Origin of the sequence: Nocardioides sp. CFH 31398, from assembly GCF_022436705.1 — a bacterium.
Taxonomy (GTDB): domain Bacteria; phylum Actinomycetota; class Actinomycetes; order Propionibacteriales; family Nocardioidaceae; genus Nocardioides.
In genome coordinates this window covers 80,019-95,375 of the sequence record NZ_JAKUHT010000006.1, presented here as the reverse complement: position 1 = coordinate 95,375, position 15,357 = coordinate 80,019, and the positions used below count along the sequence as shown (strand labels likewise).

Annotated in this window: 14 protein-coding genes; 6 read left to right on the top strand and 8 right to left on the bottom strand. The window is 73.5% G+C overall.

The window, feature by feature from the left end; translation table 11 throughout:
• Nucleotides 1–103 precede the first annotated feature (103 nt).
• Genes betA through MJ876_RS07190 form a run of 3 tightly spaced genes read right to left on the bottom strand, consistent with a single transcriptional unit; the run spans nucleotide 104 to nucleotide 3,758 of the window.
• Complete coding sequence (gene betA, locus MJ876_RS07200) at nucleotides 104–1,867, bottom strand: choline dehydrogenase (protein ID WP_240235562.1); 1,764 nt, start codon at nucleotides 1,865–1,867, stop codon at nucleotides 104–106.
• Nucleotides 1,864–3,390 carry an aldehyde dehydrogenase family protein gene (locus MJ876_RS07195; protein ID WP_240235561.1) on the bottom strand — a complete coding sequence of 509 codons (1,527 nt, stop codon included), beginning with the start codon at nucleotides 3,388–3,390 and terminating at the stop codon, nucleotides 1,864–1,866. Before MJ876_RS07195 ends, betA begins: the two co-directional genes overlap by 4 nt.
• Nucleotides 3,387–3,758 carry a hypothetical protein gene (locus MJ876_RS07190; protein WP_240235560.1) on the bottom strand — a complete coding sequence of 124 codons (372 nt, stop codon included), beginning with the start codon at nucleotides 3,756–3,758 and terminating at the stop codon, nucleotides 3,387–3,389. The genes MJ876_RS07195 and MJ876_RS07190 overlap by 4 nt, the downstream gene beginning before the upstream one ends.
• A 75-nt stretch (nucleotides 3,759–3,833) precedes the next feature.
• On the opposite strand from MJ876_RS07190, the gene MJ876_RS07185 reads away from it, so the two are divergent.
• Nucleotides 3,834–4,031 (top strand): PspC domain-containing protein, encoded by a 198-nt coding sequence (locus tag MJ876_RS07185; protein ID WP_240235559.1) that lies wholly within the window; start codon nucleotides 3,834–3,836, stop codon nucleotides 4,029–4,031.
• Here the strand turns inward: MJ876_RS07185 and MJ876_RS07180 are convergent.
• On the bottom strand, nucleotides 4,028–5,251 hold the full coding sequence (locus tag MJ876_RS07180) for a glycerophosphodiester phosphodiesterase (RefSeq protein WP_240235558.1): 1,224 nt from the start codon (nucleotides 5,249–5,251) through the stop codon (nucleotides 4,028–4,030). The two genes, MJ876_RS07185 and MJ876_RS07180, sit on opposite strands and share 4 nt — an antisense overlap.
• Nucleotides 5,252–5,337: 86 nt before the next feature.
• The gene (locus MJ876_RS07175; RefSeq protein WP_240235557.1) at nucleotides 5,338–6,426 is read right to left on the bottom strand and encodes a glycerophosphodiester phosphodiesterase family protein; all 1,089 of its coding nucleotides are present in this window, start codon (nucleotides 6,424–6,426) and stop codon (nucleotides 5,338–5,340) included.
• A 67-nt stretch (nucleotides 6,427–6,493) separates the two neighbouring features.
• Here MJ876_RS07175 and MJ876_RS07170 point away from each other — a divergent pair, with 67 nt between their 5' ends.
• Complete coding sequence (locus tag MJ876_RS07170; protein ID WP_240235556.1) at nucleotides 6,494–7,036, top strand: YbaK/EbsC family protein; 543 nt, start codon at nucleotides 6,494–6,496, stop codon at nucleotides 7,034–7,036.
• 304 nt (nucleotides 7,037–7,340) lie between these two features.
• Here MJ876_RS07170 and MJ876_RS07165 read toward each other — a convergent pair whose 3' ends face one another.
• The gene (locus MJ876_RS07165) at nucleotides 7,341–7,865 is read right to left on the bottom strand and encodes a hypothetical protein (RefSeq protein ID WP_240235555.1); all 525 of its coding nucleotides are present in this window, start codon (nucleotides 7,863–7,865) and stop codon (nucleotides 7,341–7,343) included.
• A gap of 97 nt (nucleotides 7,866–7,962) precedes the next feature.
• Here MJ876_RS07165 and MJ876_RS07160 point away from each other — a divergent pair, with 97 nt between their 5' ends.
• From MJ876_RS07160 to MJ876_RS07145, 4 genes are all read left to right on the top strand, one after another.
• Nucleotides 7,963–10,182, top strand: coding sequence for an acyltransferase family protein (locus MJ876_RS07160; RefSeq protein ID WP_240235554.1), 2,220 nt, complete (start codon nucleotides 7,963–7,965; stop codon nucleotides 10,180–10,182).
• Nucleotides 10,179–11,222: an LLM class F420-dependent oxidoreductase gene (locus MJ876_RS07155; protein WP_240235553.1), complete on the top strand. Its 1,044-nt coding sequence runs from the start codon at nucleotides 10,179–10,181 to the stop codon at nucleotides 11,220–11,222. The genes MJ876_RS07160 and MJ876_RS07155 overlap by 4 nt, the downstream gene beginning before the upstream one ends.
• A gap of 89 nt (nucleotides 11,223–11,311) precedes the next feature.
• Entirely contained in the window at nucleotides 11,312–12,568 is a 1,257-nt protein-coding gene (locus MJ876_RS07150) for a YeeE/YedE family protein (protein WP_240235552.1), read from the top strand.
• A 45-nt stretch (nucleotides 12,569–12,613) separates the two neighbouring features.
• Nucleotides 12,614–13,750, top strand: coding sequence for an acyl-CoA dehydrogenase family protein (locus tag MJ876_RS07145; protein ID WP_308192575.1), 1,137 nt, complete (start codon nucleotides 12,614–12,616; stop codon nucleotides 13,748–13,750).
• Between the two features lie 133 nt (nucleotides 13,751–13,883).
• Here the strand turns inward: MJ876_RS07145 and MJ876_RS21580 are convergent, their stop codons facing one another.
• Entirely contained in the window at nucleotides 13,884–14,009 is a 126-nt protein-coding gene (locus tag MJ876_RS21580) for a hypothetical protein (protein WP_275694591.1), read from the bottom strand.
• Nucleotides 14,010–14,060: 51 nt separating this feature from the next.
• Entirely contained in the window at nucleotides 14,061–15,134 is a 1,074-nt protein-coding gene (locus MJ876_RS07140) for a substrate-binding domain-containing protein (RefSeq protein WP_240235551.1), read from the bottom strand.
• Nucleotides 15,135–15,357 lie beyond the last annotated feature (223 nt).

Sequence of the window (15,357 nt, the reverse complement as noted above, 5' to 3'; positions counted from 1 at the left end):
GACCCGGATCGGCTCCGGGTCCTAGTCCCTGGGCCCACCTGTCCCAGAACCGTGACCGTCCCTCCCCGCCGGCCACCCCTCGCCCACCCGGCGCTCGGCTGCGTCAGCCGTGCACCGTGCCCGGGACGACCTCGTTGTTGCGGGGGTCGCCCTCGGGCCACAGCGGCATGCCGGCGCCGTGGCGGTAGAAGGGGACGTCGAGGGCCGGGAGCGGGTGGTTGCCCATGATCAGGTCCGCGGCCTTCTCGGCGAGCATCATGACCGGGGCGTAGATGTTGCCGTTGGTGACGTACGGCATCACCGACGCGTCGACGACGCGGACGCCCTCGACGCCGTGCACCTTCATGGTCAGCGGGTCGACCACCGACTGCGGGCCGGTGCCCATCGCCGCGGTGCACGAGGGGTGCAGCGCGGTCTCGGCGTCCTTCGCGACCCAGTCGAGGATCTCCTGGTCGGTCTCCACCGACGGCCCGGGCGAGATCTCGCCCGCGCTGAACGCCGCGAACGCCGGCTGCTCCAGGATGTTCCGCGCCGCGCGGACCATCTCGATCCACTCCTGCCGGTCGTTCTCGGTCGACAGGTAGTTGAACTGCAGCGCCGGGTGCTGCATCGGGTCCGACGACCGGATGCGCAGGTGGCCGCGGACGTCGGAGTACATGGGTCCGATGTGCACCTGGTAGCCATGGCCGCCCGGCTCGGGGCTCTCCGCGGGCCGCGACCCGTCGTACCGGATGGCGATGGGCAGGAAGTGGAACATCAGGTTCGGGTACGCCACGCGGTCGTTCGAGCGCACGAAGCCACCGGCCTCGAAGTGGTTCGAGGCGCCGACACCGCTGCGCAGGAACAGCCACTCCGCGCCGATGCGCGGCTTGTGCTGGTGCGCCAGCCATGGCGCGATCGAGACGGGCTGCTTGGCGGCGTGCTGGATGTAGACCTCGAGGTGGTCCTGGAGGTTCTCCCCCACCCCGGGCAGGTCGACGAGGGTGCGGACGCCGGCGGCGCCGAGCACCCCGCTCGGGCCGATGCCGGCGAGCTGCAGCAGCTGCGGGGAGCCGATCGCGCCGCCGCAGAGGATGACCTCGCCGGCGTCCACGCTGCGCCGCGCCCCCCGCCCGGCGGCGCCGCGGAGGTAGTCGACGCCGGTGACGCGGGTCGTGTCGCCGCTGCCCGTCGTCCGCAGGCCGGTGACCTGCGCGAGCGTGCGGACGACGAGGTTCTTGCGGCGTCGGACCGGGTGCAGGTAGGCGCGGGCGGCCGAGAGCCGGCGTCCGCGGTGGACGTTGCGGTCGAAGGGCGCGAAGCCCTCCTGGCGGTAGCCGTTGACGTCGTCGGTCAGCGGGTAACCGGCCTGCTGGACGGCCTCGAAGAACGCGCCGAAGATCGCGCGGGTCGCGGGTCCCTTCTCGGTGACCAGCGGCCCGGAGCCGCCCCGCCAGGCGTCGGCGCCCGACGTCCCGTCCTCGAGCAGGCGGGTCTCCATGCGCTTGAAGTACGGCAGGCAGTGGGCGTAGTCCCACGTCTCCATGCCCTCGTCGGCGCCCCAGCGCTCGTAGTCGAGCGGGTTGCCGCGCTGGAAGATCATCCCGTTGATGGACGACGACCCGCCGAGCACCTTCCCGCGCGCGTGGTAGACCGTGCGGCCGCCCATGTGGGGCTCGGGCTCGCTGTCGTACTTCCAGTCGTAGAGCCGGTTGCCGATCGGGTAGGGCAGCGCGGCGGGCATGTGGATGAACGGGTCGAGCCGGTTGTCCGAGCGCCCGGCCTCGAGGACGAGGACGGTGGTCCGCGGATCGGAGCTCAGCCGGTTCGCCAGGGCGCAGCCGGCGGAGCCCCCGCCGACGATGACGTAGTCGAACCGCTCGCTCACTCGTTCTTCTCCTGTCCGCCGAACCACTGCTGCGGCACGGGCCGGGTGTGGTGCCAGATGTGCTTGGTCTCGCGGTACTCGGCGAGCCCGGCCAGCCCGAGCTCGCGCCCGATGCCTGACTGCTTGTACCCGCCCCACTCGGCGGCAGGCACGTACGGGTGGTAGTCGTTGATCCAGATCGTCCCGTGCCGCAGGCGGGCCGCGACGCGCTCGGCGCGGCCGGCGTCGGAGGTCCACACGGCGCCCGCGAGGCCGTAGATCGTGTCGTTCGCGATCGACACGGCCGCCTGCTCCGCCTCCTCGCGGGTCGCCCCGGAGAACGTCTCGACGGTCAGCACGGGGCCGAAGGACTCGTCCTGCACGCAGGACATGTCCGCCGAGCAGCCGTCGAGGACGGTCGGCGGGTAGAACCAGCCGTCGTCGTAGGACTCCCCCGTCGGGCGCTCCCCGCCGACGCGCAGGACGGCGCCCTCGGCCACCCCGGCGGCGACGTACGCCTCGACCTTGTCGCGGTGCGCGCTGCTGATGAGCGGCCCCGTCTCGGCGTCGCGGTCGTAGGGGCCGCCCAGGCGGATCTCGCCCGCGCGGCGGACGAGCTCGTCGACGAACTCGTCGTGGATCGACTCCTCGACCACCAGGCGCGCGCCGGCGGAGCAGACCTGGCCGGAGTCGAGGAAGACCGCGGTCAGCGCCATGTCGAGGGCGGCCTCGAGGTCGGCGTCCGCGAAGACCACGTTGGGGTTCTTGCCGCCGAGCTCGAGGGCGATCTTCTTCACGGTGGGCGCGGCGGCGGCCATGATCCGCCGGCCGGTGACGACGCCGCCGGTGAAGGAGACGAGGTCGACGCCGGGGTGCCCGGTGAGCGTGGGGCCGACGCGGTCGCCGGCGCCGAGGACGAGGTTGCCGACGCCGTCCGGCAGGCCGGCCTCGGCGAGGGCGTCCATGAGCCACGACGCGGTGGACGGCGTCAGCTCGCTCGGCTTCAGCACGAACGTGTTGCCGGCCACCAGCGCGGGCGCGACCTTCCAGGAGGTCTGCAGCAGCGGGAAGTTCCACGGGGTGATGAGCGAGCACACCCCGACGGGCTCGGTCACGACGCGGCTGGAGATGTCGGGGACGCCGGTGTCGACGACGCGGCCCGCCTCCCCCTGCCCGACGGCGGCGTAGTGGCGGAGCACCGACACGACGTCCGCCATGTCGATGCGCGCCTCCACGATCCGCTTGCCGGTGTCGAGGGCCTCGAGGCGGGCGACGGTCTCGAGGTCGCGCTCGAGGTGGTCGGCGACCCGGGTGAGGACCGCCGCGCGCTCCGGGGTCGGCGTCCAGGGCCAGTGGGTGTTGTCGAAGGCGTCGCGGGCGGCGAGGACCGCCGCCTCGGCGTCGTCCGCGGTGCCCTCGGCGACGGTCGCGACGAGCGTGGAGTCCGCGGGGCAGCGGATCTCGCGGGTCGTGCCGTCGCTCGCGGGACGCCGCGCGCCGCCGACGACGTGGTCGATCGTGGGGACCTGCTCGGGTGTGCTCACGCGGGGACCTCCGTCACGTGGGTCGGGGAGACGAAGACGGCGACGGCCACGTTGAGGACCGACAGCGCCAGCAGGCCCCAGAAGAGCCCGTTCGGGATGGTGGGCTTGCGCATGTTGGCCATCACCAGCACGAGCAGCACGAGGCCGACCGCGAACTTGATGCCGATCTTCACGTGGTCGACGTCGCCGTCGCCGGCCTCCAGCACCCCCACCAGGCCGAGCCCGGTGACGAACGCCGTCCCGACGCCGTCCCGCATGATCGGCAGGACCTTCTTCTCGTCGGAGCGGACCTGGCTCAGCAGGCCACCGATGAGGGCCGCGAAGCCGAGGATGTGCAGGAACAGCAGGACAAGGCGCAACGTCTCCACGGCCGCACACTAGTGGCGACGTCGTTCACCTCCGCCTGCCACCATGGACGCTCGCGATTCCTGGGAGGGATTCACATGGCTGCACTCGTCCGACGCTCCGACACCGCCTGGTTCGGCGGGGTGTGCTCCGGCATCGCCGCCCGCACGAACGTCAGCGTCAACATCATCCGCGCCGCCACCGTGCTGGGCGTCGTGTTCGGCTTCGGCACCGTCGCGATCCTGTACGTCGTGCTGTGGGCCGTGCTGCCGAAGCAGGAGGGTCCGGGCTTCTAGCGGTTCGAGGCCACCCAGGCGTCGCGGGCGTCGACGCCGGAGTCGGGGTAGTCGGCGAAGAAGCCGTCGACACCGGCCTCGAGGTACGACGTGATCTCGCCGAACACGTTCCCCTTGGCGTCCGGGTCGGTCCCGCGGCGCCAGTCGGTGGCCATGAACTGGTTCTCGTCGCGGATGGTGAAGACGTGGACGAGCATGCCGAACTCGTGCGCGTCGCCGACGAGCGCCGTACGACGGTCGGCGGAGCCGTCCGGGTTGCGCGGGATCACCAGGGACTTCTCCGGGCCCACACCGTCGGCGTACGTCGAGACGCCGCGCAGGCCGCGACGGGACGCGAGGTCCTCGTAGGTGCGCGGGTCGCCCTTCACGACGAGGTCGTACGGCGCGCCCGTGTTGTTCATGAGCTGCACGAGCGGCAGGTCGGTCATCGTGTCGAGCTCCTGCAGGTTGCCGGTCTCGAACGACTGCAGGAAGACCTTCGAGCCCGGCTCCTCGAAGCCGAACCGGCGCAGCGCGCGGAGCATCGGCTCCTCCAGCGACAGGCCGATCGAGTCGAAGAAGGTCGGGTGCTTCGTCTCGATGTAGACGCCGACGTCGCGGCCCGGCTTCTCGTTGTGGTCGCGGACCATCCGCAGGACCTGCTCGAAGGTCGGGATCTGGAACCGGCCGTCGTAGCGGGTGTTGTCGGGGCGGACGTCGGGCAGCCGCTCCTCGGCGCGGAGGGTCTTCAGCTCGGCGAGGGTGAAGTCCTCGGTGAAGAAGCCGGTGACGGCCACGCCGTCGATCGACTTCGTGGTCTCGCGGTCGGCGAACTCGGGGACGTCCTCGACGTTGGTGGTGCCGCTGATCTCGTTCTCGTGGCGGGCGACCAGCCGGCCGTCCTTCGTCGCGACGAGGTCGGGCTCGATGTAGTCCGCACCCATCCGGATGCCCAGCTGGTACGCCGCGAGCGTGTGCTCGGGCCGGTAGCCGGAGGCGCCGCGGTGGGCGACGACCAGCGGCCGGCGGACCTGCTCGGCCTGCGCCCGGCGCGCGGAGGTGTCGGCCGCGCTGCGGCGCTCCGCGTCGCTCGGGGCGACGACGTACGCGTCGTTCCCGGCGCCGTCGGGGGCGTCGGTGGTGGCCACCGCGGACGGCGTGAGGCCGGCGGTCACCGCGAGGGCGAGGCCGGCGCCGAGGGAGCCGAGCAGGGCGGGGCGGAGGTGGACCCGAGTCGTCATGGCTCGGATCGTGCCCCACCGCGGTGACGGGGTCCAGACCTCCGGGTGAACGCCCGGGGCCGTCCGGCGCCGGGCCGCGGTCGGGTCTACAGCAGCGCGTCGCGGGCGGCGAGCGCGTCCTCCGGCTGGTCGCAGATGAGGCCGTCGACGCCCGCACGGAGCAGGGCCCGGACCTCCGCGCCGACGTACCCCCGCTCGTCGGGGTCGTCGCTCGAGCGGGCCTCGACGGGCAGGAAGCGGTTCTCGGCGCGGACCGTGTAGACGTGCACGGTCAGCCACCGCCGGTGGGCGTCGCGCACCAGCTCGGAGACCCCGGCCGACGTGCCGTCCTCGTGGCGCGGCAGCACCAGCTCCTTGTGCACGCCCAGCCCGTCGGCGTACCGGTCGACCTCGGCCAGGCCCTCGGCGCTGACGAGGTCGGCGTACGTCGTGGGCTCGCCGGCCGCGGCGAGGTCGGGGGGACGCCGGTCGAGGCGGTCGACCAGCTGCAGCAGCGGCACCCGGGTCAGCGGGGCGAGGCGACGCAGGACGTCGACCTCGAAGGACATGAGCGTCACCCGGGAGCGGGCGTGGTCGAGACCGTGGCGCCGGAGCGTGTCCAGCAGGGGCCCGACCACGTCGACGCCGCGCGCGGCGAGGTGCGCGCAGTGCTTGAGCTCGAGCATCACGCCGACGCTGCGGCCCGCGCGGGTCGACTCCTCGGCGACCGCGACGAGGACCTGCTCGAGCGTCGGCACACCCTCCCGGCCGTCGTACGTCGCGCTGTGGGGGCGCATCCGGGGGCTCCGCTCCCGGGCCCGCAGGGTCGCGACCTCGGCGGCGGTGAGGTCCTCGGCGAACCAGCCGGTGACCTCGACGCCGTCCACCTCGCGGGTGGTGCGGCGCCCCGCCAGCTCCGGGTGCTCGGCGACGTCGGTCGTCAGCGACAGCTCGTTCTCGTGCCGGGCGAGCAGCACGCCGTCCGCGGTCGTGACGAGGTCGAGCTCGACGTCGTCGACGCCCATGCGGATGGCGGTGCGGTAGGCCTCGAGGGTGTGCTCCGGGCGGTAGCCGGAAGCGCCGCGGTGGCCGACCACCGCCGGGGTGACGACGAGGCTGTCGGCGCGCCCGGCGAGCAGGCCCGCGGTGCGCCGCCCGGCGACGGGCGTGAGGGGAAGGACGTCGGAGACGCTCACGACATCCAGGGGACCGGGGCAGGTGGTCCGCGCGGTGACGCCTCCGTGAATGGCCGATGATGTCCGGATGAGCCTTCCGCGGATCGACGGCCTGACCTCGCTGCCGGTGCTCGACCACCCGGGCCTGCTGGCCGACCCCGTCGGCGCCGCCCTCGTCCGCTGGGCGGGCTCGCAGCGCACCGCCGTCGTCGAGATCGACCCCGGGCTGGCCGACACCGCCGCGATGTCCGAGGCCTACGCGGTCCCGATGGAGGCCGGCGCGAACTGCCTCGTCGTCGCCGGTCGTCGCGGCGGGGAGGAGAGGGTCGCCGCGTGCGTCGTCCGCGCCGACACCCGGGTCGACGTCAACACCGCCGTGAAGCGGCTCCTCGACGTCCGCAAGGCGTCGTTCCTGCCGATGGACCGGGCCGTCGAGGAGACCGGGATGGAGCACGGCGGGATCACCCCGCTCGGCCTGCCCTCCGGGTGGCGGCTGTTCGTCGACGACCGCTGCCTCTCGATGGAGGTCGCCGTCCTCGGCTCCGGCGTCCGCCACTCGAAGCTGCTCATGCCCGGTGACCTGCTCGCCGACCTCCCCGGCGCCGAGGTCGTCGAGGGCCTGGCTGTCTGACGGATCAGCCGAGTCGGCCCGAACAGACGCCCCACACACGCCGAGTCGGCCCGAACGGACGCCGTACACACGCTGAGTCGGCCCGAACAGACGCCCCACACGCCGAGTCGGCCCGAACTGACCCCGTACCGACCCGCACGCGGGCCCTCAGGACGTGCGTTCGGGCCGACTCGGCGTCCCCACGACGCGCGTTCGGGCCGACTCGGCGTCCCCACGACGTGCGTTCGGGCCGACTCGGCGTCCCCACGACGTGCGTTCAGGCCGACTCGGCGTCCCCACGACGTGCGTTCGGGCCGACTCGACGTCAGCCCTGGGAGTCCCCGGACTCCTCCGACCCCGACTCCTCCTCCGCCAGCTCGGCGGCGAGCGAGCGTCCGGTGGCGGTGAGGACCCACAGCGCGTGGCCCTCGGAGGCGACGAGGCCCTCCTCGGCCATGGCCGCGCGCTCCTTCATCGCCGCCCGGCGCCAGCGGACCTGCCCGTCGGCGGTGATGCCCCTGTCCTGGGTGGTGAGGGTCATCCGCTCGCCCATCTCGTCGAGGACGGCGTCGCGCTCGGCCGCCACCGGGTACGTCGCGAGGACGGCGAGCAGGTGCTTGCGGAACTCCGTCTGCGGCGTCCGGCCGGGCGGGGTCCGGGGCTTCGCCGGCGGCCGCGGGGCGGCCGGGGCGGCGCTCGTCGCGGAGCCGCGGGCGCCCGCCGAGGTGGAGCGCACCGACCGGGTGCGGACGGGCGTCGCCTCCTTCGCCGGACGGGGCGGGGGCGGGGGTGCCCCGTGGGGGCACTGGCTCTTCGGCAGCTCGCACAGGTCGCACCAGTCCACGCTCATCAACCACCGATCGTAGTCCGCGTCGCGTTGATAAACTCGACCAGCCCGTCCACTCCCGACGGGCGACTCTGGGGCGGGGCACGGACGGGCGGGACACGTGGGCGCGAGCACGACGCAGCAGGACCCGAGCGCCCCGCGCGGCGACGGTCCGGCCGCCCCGGCACCGACGGGCTCCGCGTTGCGCGGCGACGTCCAGGGCCTGCGGGCCCTCGCCGTCCTCCTCGTCATCAGCGCGCACGCGGGCCTCGGCCCGTTCTCCGGCGGCTACCTCGGCGTCGACGTCTTCCTCGTGATCTCCGGGTTCCTGATCTCCCGCCTGCTGTTCCGCCACGTCGGGCGCCACGGGACGATCTCGCTCCGCACCTTCTACGTACGGCGGGCCCGCCGCATCCTGCCCGCGGCCACGGTCGTCATCGTGGCGACGCTGCTCGCCTCGATGACGTGGCTGAGCCTCATCGAGGTCGAGACGATCCTGGTGGACGCTGTGTGGGCGGGGCTGTTCGTCGCCAACCTGCGCTTCGCCGAGACGGGCACCGACTACTTCGCCGACGGCCTCACCCCGAGCCCCCTGCAGCACTACTGGTCGCTCGGGGTGGAGGAGCAGTTCTACCTCGTCTGGCCGCTGCTGATCCTGGCCGCGCTGATCTGGCACCGCCACCGCCAGGGCCCCGACGCGCGCCGCGGCCTGCCGCGCCTGACGGTGTTCTGGCTGCTCGTGGTGGTCACGGCGCTCAGCCTGGTGTGGTCGCTGGTCACCACCAGCGTCGAGCCGGAGGCGGCGTACTTCTCCACCACGGCCCGCATCTGGGAGCTGTCGCTCGGCGCCCTCGCCGCCCTGGTCGGCCCGGCGGTGGCGGACCGGCTCTCGACGCGCGGCCGCACCGCCGTGGGCGCGGTCGGCCTGGCGGCGATCCTGGTCCCGGCGGTCGCCTACGACTCCTCGACCCCGTTCCCGGGCCTGGCCGCGATGCCGCCGGTGGTCGGCACGGCCATGCTGCTGGTGGCCGGGCTGCGCCTCCGCGAGGCGCCGCCGTGGCCCACGCGCGTCCTCGCCGTCTCCCCCATGCGGGTGATCGGCGACTGGTCGTACTCGCTCTACCTCTGGCACTGGCCGCTGCTCATCATCCCGGCGAGCGCCCTGGGCCGTCCGCTCGGCGTGTTCGGCAGCATCGTCGCCGTCGCGGCGACGTTCGGCCTGTCGGCGCTGACCTACCGCTACGTCGAGCAGCCGTTCCGCGCACCGCTCGCCGAGCGCCGGCGTCCCGGGGCTCCCTTGCGGCTGCGCGCGCGCCTGCCCCGCGGCCTGGTCCTCTACCCCGCCTCGATCGTCCTGGTCGTGGCGAGCAGCACCGTCGGCTGGGGCTACGTGAACTGGGCCGCCGAGGCCGGCGACGCCCCGGCGATCACCGCCCCCGAGCCCAGCGCACCCCCGGGTGAGGAGCCGCCCGAGGTGTCCCCGGACGCCGAGGCCAGGGCGCTGGTCAGGGCGTCGGTGGCCGCGGCCCGCGACGGCGACCCGGTGCCGAGCGAGCTCACCCCCGACCTGCTCGACATCCGCGACGCCATCGCGCCCGTCGAGTGCGACTACCTCGACAACGACCTGCGCGAGCTGTGCCCGCAGGGCGACACCGAGGGCGACAGGACGCTGGTGCTGACCGGCGACTCCCACGCCCGGGCGTGGATCCCCGCCATCCAGGCCATCGCGGAGGAGCGCGGCTACACCGCCTACTACCTGGTCAAGCCGCGGTGCACCGCCGCCCGGGTGGTCACCACGGTCCAGGGCTCCCCCGACCCGTGGCCCGAGTGCAACGAGTTCCAGGACTGGGTCGACTCCCAGGTCGAGGAGCTCGCCCCCGACCTGACGATCGTCGCCAGCACCGCGCCGCCGAAGGGCGTCTACGTCGACGGCGAGTACGTCGACGACGACGAGGGCGTCGCGGAGGCGGTCAGGGTCGGCATCGACGAGCGCCTGCGCACCCTCGAGCCGCTCACCTCGCAGCTGCTCGTGCTGGGCGACGTCCCGCAGCTCGACATCGACCCCGCCGAGTGCCTGACCAGCGGTGACGTCGACCTGGGCTCCTGCCTCGGCACGCCGTACGACCGCACGACGCTCGTGGCCGACACGACGAAGCGGGTCGCCTGGTCCCAGCGCGTGCCCTACCTGAACCCGTACGCGTGGCTCTGCGTGGACGACGAGTGCCCCGCGGTCGTCGGCTCGACCGTCACCTACCGCGACCCCGGTCACCTCACGACCTCGTACGCCGAGGACCTGACCGCCGCCCTCGACCAAGCCCTCTCCGACAAGGTGGACCTGTGAAGCTCGGCCTCCAGCTCATGTACGCCGGCAACCCCCGGGAGGCCGCCGACGACGTGGCCGCCCTCGAGAGGGCCGGGCTCGACGTCCTGTGGGTCCCGGAGGCCTACGGCTTCGACTCCCCCACCCTGATGGGCTACCTGGCCGCCCGCACCGAGACCGTCGAGATCGGCTCGGGCATCGTGAACATCTACTCCCGCACGCCCAGCGCGCTGCTGCAGACCGCCGCCGGCCTCGACAACGTCTCCGGCGGCCGCGCGATCCTCGGCCTCGGGGCCAGCGGACCGCAGGTGATCGAGGGCTTCCACGGCGTGCCCTACGACAAGCCGCTGGCACGCCTGCGGGAGATCGTCGGGCTGCTCCGCCGCGGCATGCGGCGCGAGGTGCTCACCAACGAGGGCCTCTACCCGCTCCCGCTGCCGGAGGGGCAGGGCACCGGCCTCGGCAAGCCCCTGAAGATCCTCACCCACCCCGAGCGCGACTCCGTCCCGATCTGGATCGCCGCGCTGGGCCTGAAGTCGGTCCGGCAGACCGCCGAGATCGCCGACGGCTGGATCCCGACGCTGTTCCACCCCGAGCGCGCCGACCGCGTCTGGGGCGACGCCCTGCGCGCCGGCGCCGAGAAGCGCGACCCGGCCCTCGGGCCTCTTGAGGTCACCGCCGGCGGCGTCCTGTCGGTCACGGAGGACACCGCCACCGCGGACGCCGTCCTCGACTTCGCCCGCCCCCACTTCGCGCTGTACGTCGGCGGCATGGGCGCGCGCGGCAAGAACTTCTACAACGACGTCGCCCGGGCGTACGGCTACGAGGAGCAGGCCACCCGCATCCAGGACCTGTACCTCAACGGCAAGAAGAAGGAGGCCGAGGCGGAGGTGCCGCTCGAGTGGCTCCGCGCGGCCAACCTCGTCGGTCCTGCCTCGTACGTGCAGGAGCGCATCGCCGCCTTCGCCGAGGCCGGCGTGACGACGCTCAGCATCGTCCCCGCGGCCCTGGACGGCGACCAGCCGGGCCTGGTCTCGCAGGTCAAGGAGTGGCTGGCCTGACGTCGCGCGCGGGCCGGTCCGGGGAACACGCGGCCGGCGTCCCGCCTTCTCCTCCTCGGACCACCGTCGAGACGAGGAGCACCCGCAGCATGGCGACGACCGTGAAGGACACCCGCAGGGCGCCGTCGGCCCTGACGGCGGGCGAGGCGCAGGAGGCTCCCCCGCCGCAGGTGGGGGTCGTGCTGGTCGGCCTGCTGGCCGCGCTGGCGCTGGGCGGCGTCATCTGGCTCCGCTCGGGGACCACGGCGGGTGTGCTGTTCGCCATCGGCACCGCACTGGGCTTCGTGCTCTTCCACAGCCGCTTCGGCTTCACCTCCGCCTGGCGCCAGCTGGTGTCGGTGCGCCAGGGGGCGGGCCTGCGCGCGCACATGCTGATGATCGGCGTGGCGGCCACGCTGTTCGCGCCGATCCTGGCGTCCGGCGTCGCCTGGCAGGGGGTCGCCGCCACCCCGTCGCTCGCGCCCATCGGCTTCGGCGTCGTCGTCGGCGCGTTCCTGTTCGGGGTCGGCATGCAGCTCGGCGGCTCCTGCGCCTCCGGGACGCTGTTCGCGGTCGGCAGCGGCCAGACCGCCATCCTCATCACGCTCGGCGGCTTCGTCGTCGGCTCGGTGCTGGGCGCGTACACCTTCGGCTTCTGGACGGGCCTGCCCGACGCGGGCACGGTGTCGCTGGCCGACGTCCAGCCGTTCGGCTACCTCGGCGCGTGGGTCCTCACCATGGCCGCGATCGGCCTGATCGTCGGCGCGACGTACGTCGTGGCCCGTCGCGGCGCTCCCCCGGTGGGTCGCGCCCCCGTCGCCCGCGGCCTGGCCCGCGCCGTCCGCGGCTCGTGGCCGCTGTGGGTGGGCGCCCTCCTGCTCGCCGGCCTGAACGCGCTGACCCTGTGGGTCTCCGGCGGGGCCTGGGGCATCACCTTCGCCTTCAGCCTGTGGGGCAGCAAGATCCTCGACGCCGTGGGCGTCGACGTCCTGTCGTGGGGCTTCTGGCAGGACCCCGCCAACCTGGCCAAGTACCAGGCCGGCGTCCTCGCCGAGAAGACGTCGGTCATGGACCTCGGCATCATCCTCGGCGCCCTGGTCGCCTCCGCCGCAGCGGGCGCCTTCGTCGTCCACCGCCGCATCCCGGGCAGGCTCGCCCTCGGCGCCGTGGTCGGCGGGATCATGATGGGGTACGGCGCCCGCATCGCCTTCGGCTGCAACATCGGCGCCTACTTCGGCGGCATCGCCTCGTTCAGCCTCCACGGCTGGCTGTGGGGCCTCATGGCGCTCGGCGGCACGGCGGTGGGTCTCGCGCTCCGTCCCCTGTTCGGCCTCGGCAACCCCAGGCCGACGGACTCCGTCTGCTGACCCGGCACCCTTGAACCGTGACAGTGATGGTGTCACGATCAGCCCGTGACGTTGCTGGAGCAGGAGCACGAGGACTTCCGGGCCACCGCGCGGGCCTTCATGGACCGCGAGGTCGTCCCCCACCACGCCGAGTGGGAGGCCGCGGGCATCGTCCCGCGGGAGCTCTGGCGGAAGGCCGGCGAGGCGGGGCTGCTGTGCTTCGACGTACCTGAGGAGTACGGCGGGCTCGGCACGACCGACTTCCGCTTCAACCTCGTGCTGAGCGAGGAGATGTCACGGGCGATGGCGAGCGGGCCGGGCTTCCCGGTGCACACCGACATCATCGTCCCCTACATCACGACGCTCGGGACCGAGGAGCAGAAGCGGCGCTGGCTGCCGGGATGCGTCTCGGGCGAGACGATCTCGGCGATCGCGATGACCGAGCCGGGGGCGGGCAGCGACCTGCAGGGCATCCGCACGTCCGCGATCGACAAGGGCGACCACTGGGTGCTCAACGGGTCGAAGACGTTCATCAGCAACGGCATCAACGCCGACCTCGTCATCGTGGTCTGCCGCACCGACCCGGACGCCGGGCACCAGGGCATCAGCCTGCTCGTGGTCGAGCGCGGCATGGAGGGCTTCGAGCGCGGCCGCAACCTCGACAAGGTCGGCATGAAGGCCCAGGACACCGCCGAGCTGAGCTTCGACGACGTCGTCGTCCCGAAGGAGAACCTGCTGGGCGAGGAGGGCCAGGGGTTCGTCTACCTCATGCAGAACCTCCCGCAGGAGCGCCTGTCGATCGCGATGATCGCCGTCACCGCCTGCGAGCGGCTGCTCGAGCTGTCGCTCGCCTACGTCAAGGAGCGGCAGGCCTTCGGGAGGCCCATCTCCAAGTTCCAGCACACCCGCTTCACGCTGGCCGAGATGGCGACCGAGGTGCACGTCGCGCGCGTCTTCCTCGACGACTGCGTCCGCCGGCACAACGAGGGCACCCTCGACACCAGCCTCGCCTCGATGGCGAAGTGGTGGACGACCGAGCTCCAGACCAAGATCGCCGACGTCGCCGTCCAGCTGCACGGCGGCTACGGCTACATGATGGAGTACCCGGTCGCGAAGGCGTTCCTGGACAGCAGGGTGCAGACGATCTACGGCGGGACCACCGAGATCCAGAAGGAGATCATCGGCCGGTCGCTGGGCCTCTGAGGGGTCCGACCTGGTCCGGTGTGCACGCCGGACAGGAGAGGAGCGCCTGGGCCCCGGCCTGAGGCCCCGATCCCGGCGATCTCTCCTGTCCTCCGCGCACGTGGGAGGACGGCCGGTCGCGGGGTGCTGGACATCAGCGGCTGACGAGCGAACCGGGTGTCAGGTCGGCCGCAAAGAGGCCGGTGAGCACGAGGCGGGGCGCCATCACGGCAACCGTGCTGCCCACCCCGACGACGCCCTCGTGCTTCTCGGCCGTCACGACGGACTCGGCCGCGGAACGTCGCGGGCGTCGTGACCACCACGCCATGGATCAGCGGATGCCGTTGGCCGCGCACGCGTCCGCGACGCCGTCGCACAGCTCCTCGGTGGTGACGAGGTCCCGCCCGACGGCCACGCTCGTCAGGTTGCGCAACGTGAGGGCCTCGGCCGTCCCGAGGAACGACGGGACGCCGTCCACGTCCTCGGTGTCGGTGACCGGGGCGCCCTCGAGCACCTCGGCGGCGGTCTCGACGGCCCGGGAGGTCATGGGCGGGCGCGGGCGGTACAGCAGGACCCCGAGGTCGCCGCGGACGACGCGCTGCAGGGAGGCCACGTCGGCCCCCGAGCCGACCACGACCGGGCGGTCGGCGGGCGCCACGCCGGCGTCCTCGAAGGCGGCCAGCACCCCCTCCGCCTGGGACTCGTCGACCGCGACGACGAGGTCGATCGCCTCGGCGCCGCGCTCGGCGACCTGGCCCGCGGTCCACTCCCGGGCGTCCTCGGTCGTCGCGACCTCCGGCTCGTCGGCAGCGAGCACCTCGCCTCCCCGGTTGCCGATGGCCTCGCGGGCGGCCTGGGTGCGGGCGGTCCCGGCGAGGTCGCCGGAGCCCGCCCCGAGCAGCAGCACGCCCGCGCCCTGTGCGGGCGCACCGGCCTCGACCGCCGCCTCCATCCCGGCGCGGGCGAGGCTGCGCCCGCCGGCGACCGGGTCGTAGCCGACGTGGTAGTCCGCGCCCGGCACGGACCGGTCGAGCGTGATGACGGGCAGGTCGCCGACCTCGGCGATCATCTCCTCCGCGGCGTCGGCGTCGACGGCCTCGAGCAGCACCACGTCCGCCCCGCCGGACGCCACCCGGGCCATCTGCTCGGCCTGGACGTCGGCGTCGCCCTCGGCGTCGAGCTCGACGTACTCGCAGTCCTCGCAGTCGGCCACCAGCGCCGCGCGCAGCAGCTCGGCGTCGTCCTGGACGTGCCGGGAGTCCGGGTCGGCACCGCCCAGGAACGCCACCACCGGTCGGGGGGAGTCCTCGTCGGCGCCACCGCTGCAGGCGGCCGCACCGAGCGTCAGGGCCGGGGCGAGGACCCCGGCGACCAGAGCGGTGCGGACACGGCTCCTCCCAGGCATGGGGGCCATCGTCCCACGCCGCCCGGAACGGCTCAGGCGGCCCCGAGGACCTCGAGGGGCAGCGGCCGCAGGTCGGTGTCCGTGGCCAGGTGCACCACCTCCGTCGGCACGCCCGCGCGGCGGCAGGCCCCCACCGGGGCCCGCGCCCAGCCGTGGTCGCGGCTCGTGGCCAGGAGCCTGCCCCGATCAGCGCGCGGGCGTCGTCGCTCCTCCACAGGCCCGG

Excerpts from the sequence above, each read along its gene's own strand:
- MJ876_RS07150 (WP_240235552.1), top strand. The coding sequence starts at position 11,312 with ATGGCGACGACCGTGAAGGACACCCGCAGGGCGCCGTCGGCCCTGACG.
- MJ876_RS07170 (WP_240235556.1), top strand. The coding sequence starts at position 6,494 with ATGAGCCTTCCGCGGATCGACGGCCTGACCTCGCTGCCGGTGCTCGAC.
- MJ876_RS07140 (WP_240235551.1), bottom strand. The coding sequence starts at position 15,134 with ATGCCTGGGAGGAGCCGTGTCCGCACCGCTCTGGTCGCCGGGGTCCTC.
- MJ876_RS07165 (WP_240235555.1), bottom strand. The coding sequence starts at position 7,865 with ATGAGCGTGGACTGGTGCGACCTGTGCGAGCTGCCGAAGAGCCAGTGC.
- MJ876_RS07185 (WP_240235559.1), top strand. The coding sequence starts at position 3,834 with ATGGCTGCACTCGTCCGACGCTCCGACACCGCCTGGTTCGGCGGGGTG.
- MJ876_RS07180 (WP_240235558.1), bottom strand. The coding sequence starts at position 5,251 with ATGACGACTCGGGTCCACCTCCGCCCCGCCCTGCTCGGCTCCCTCGGC.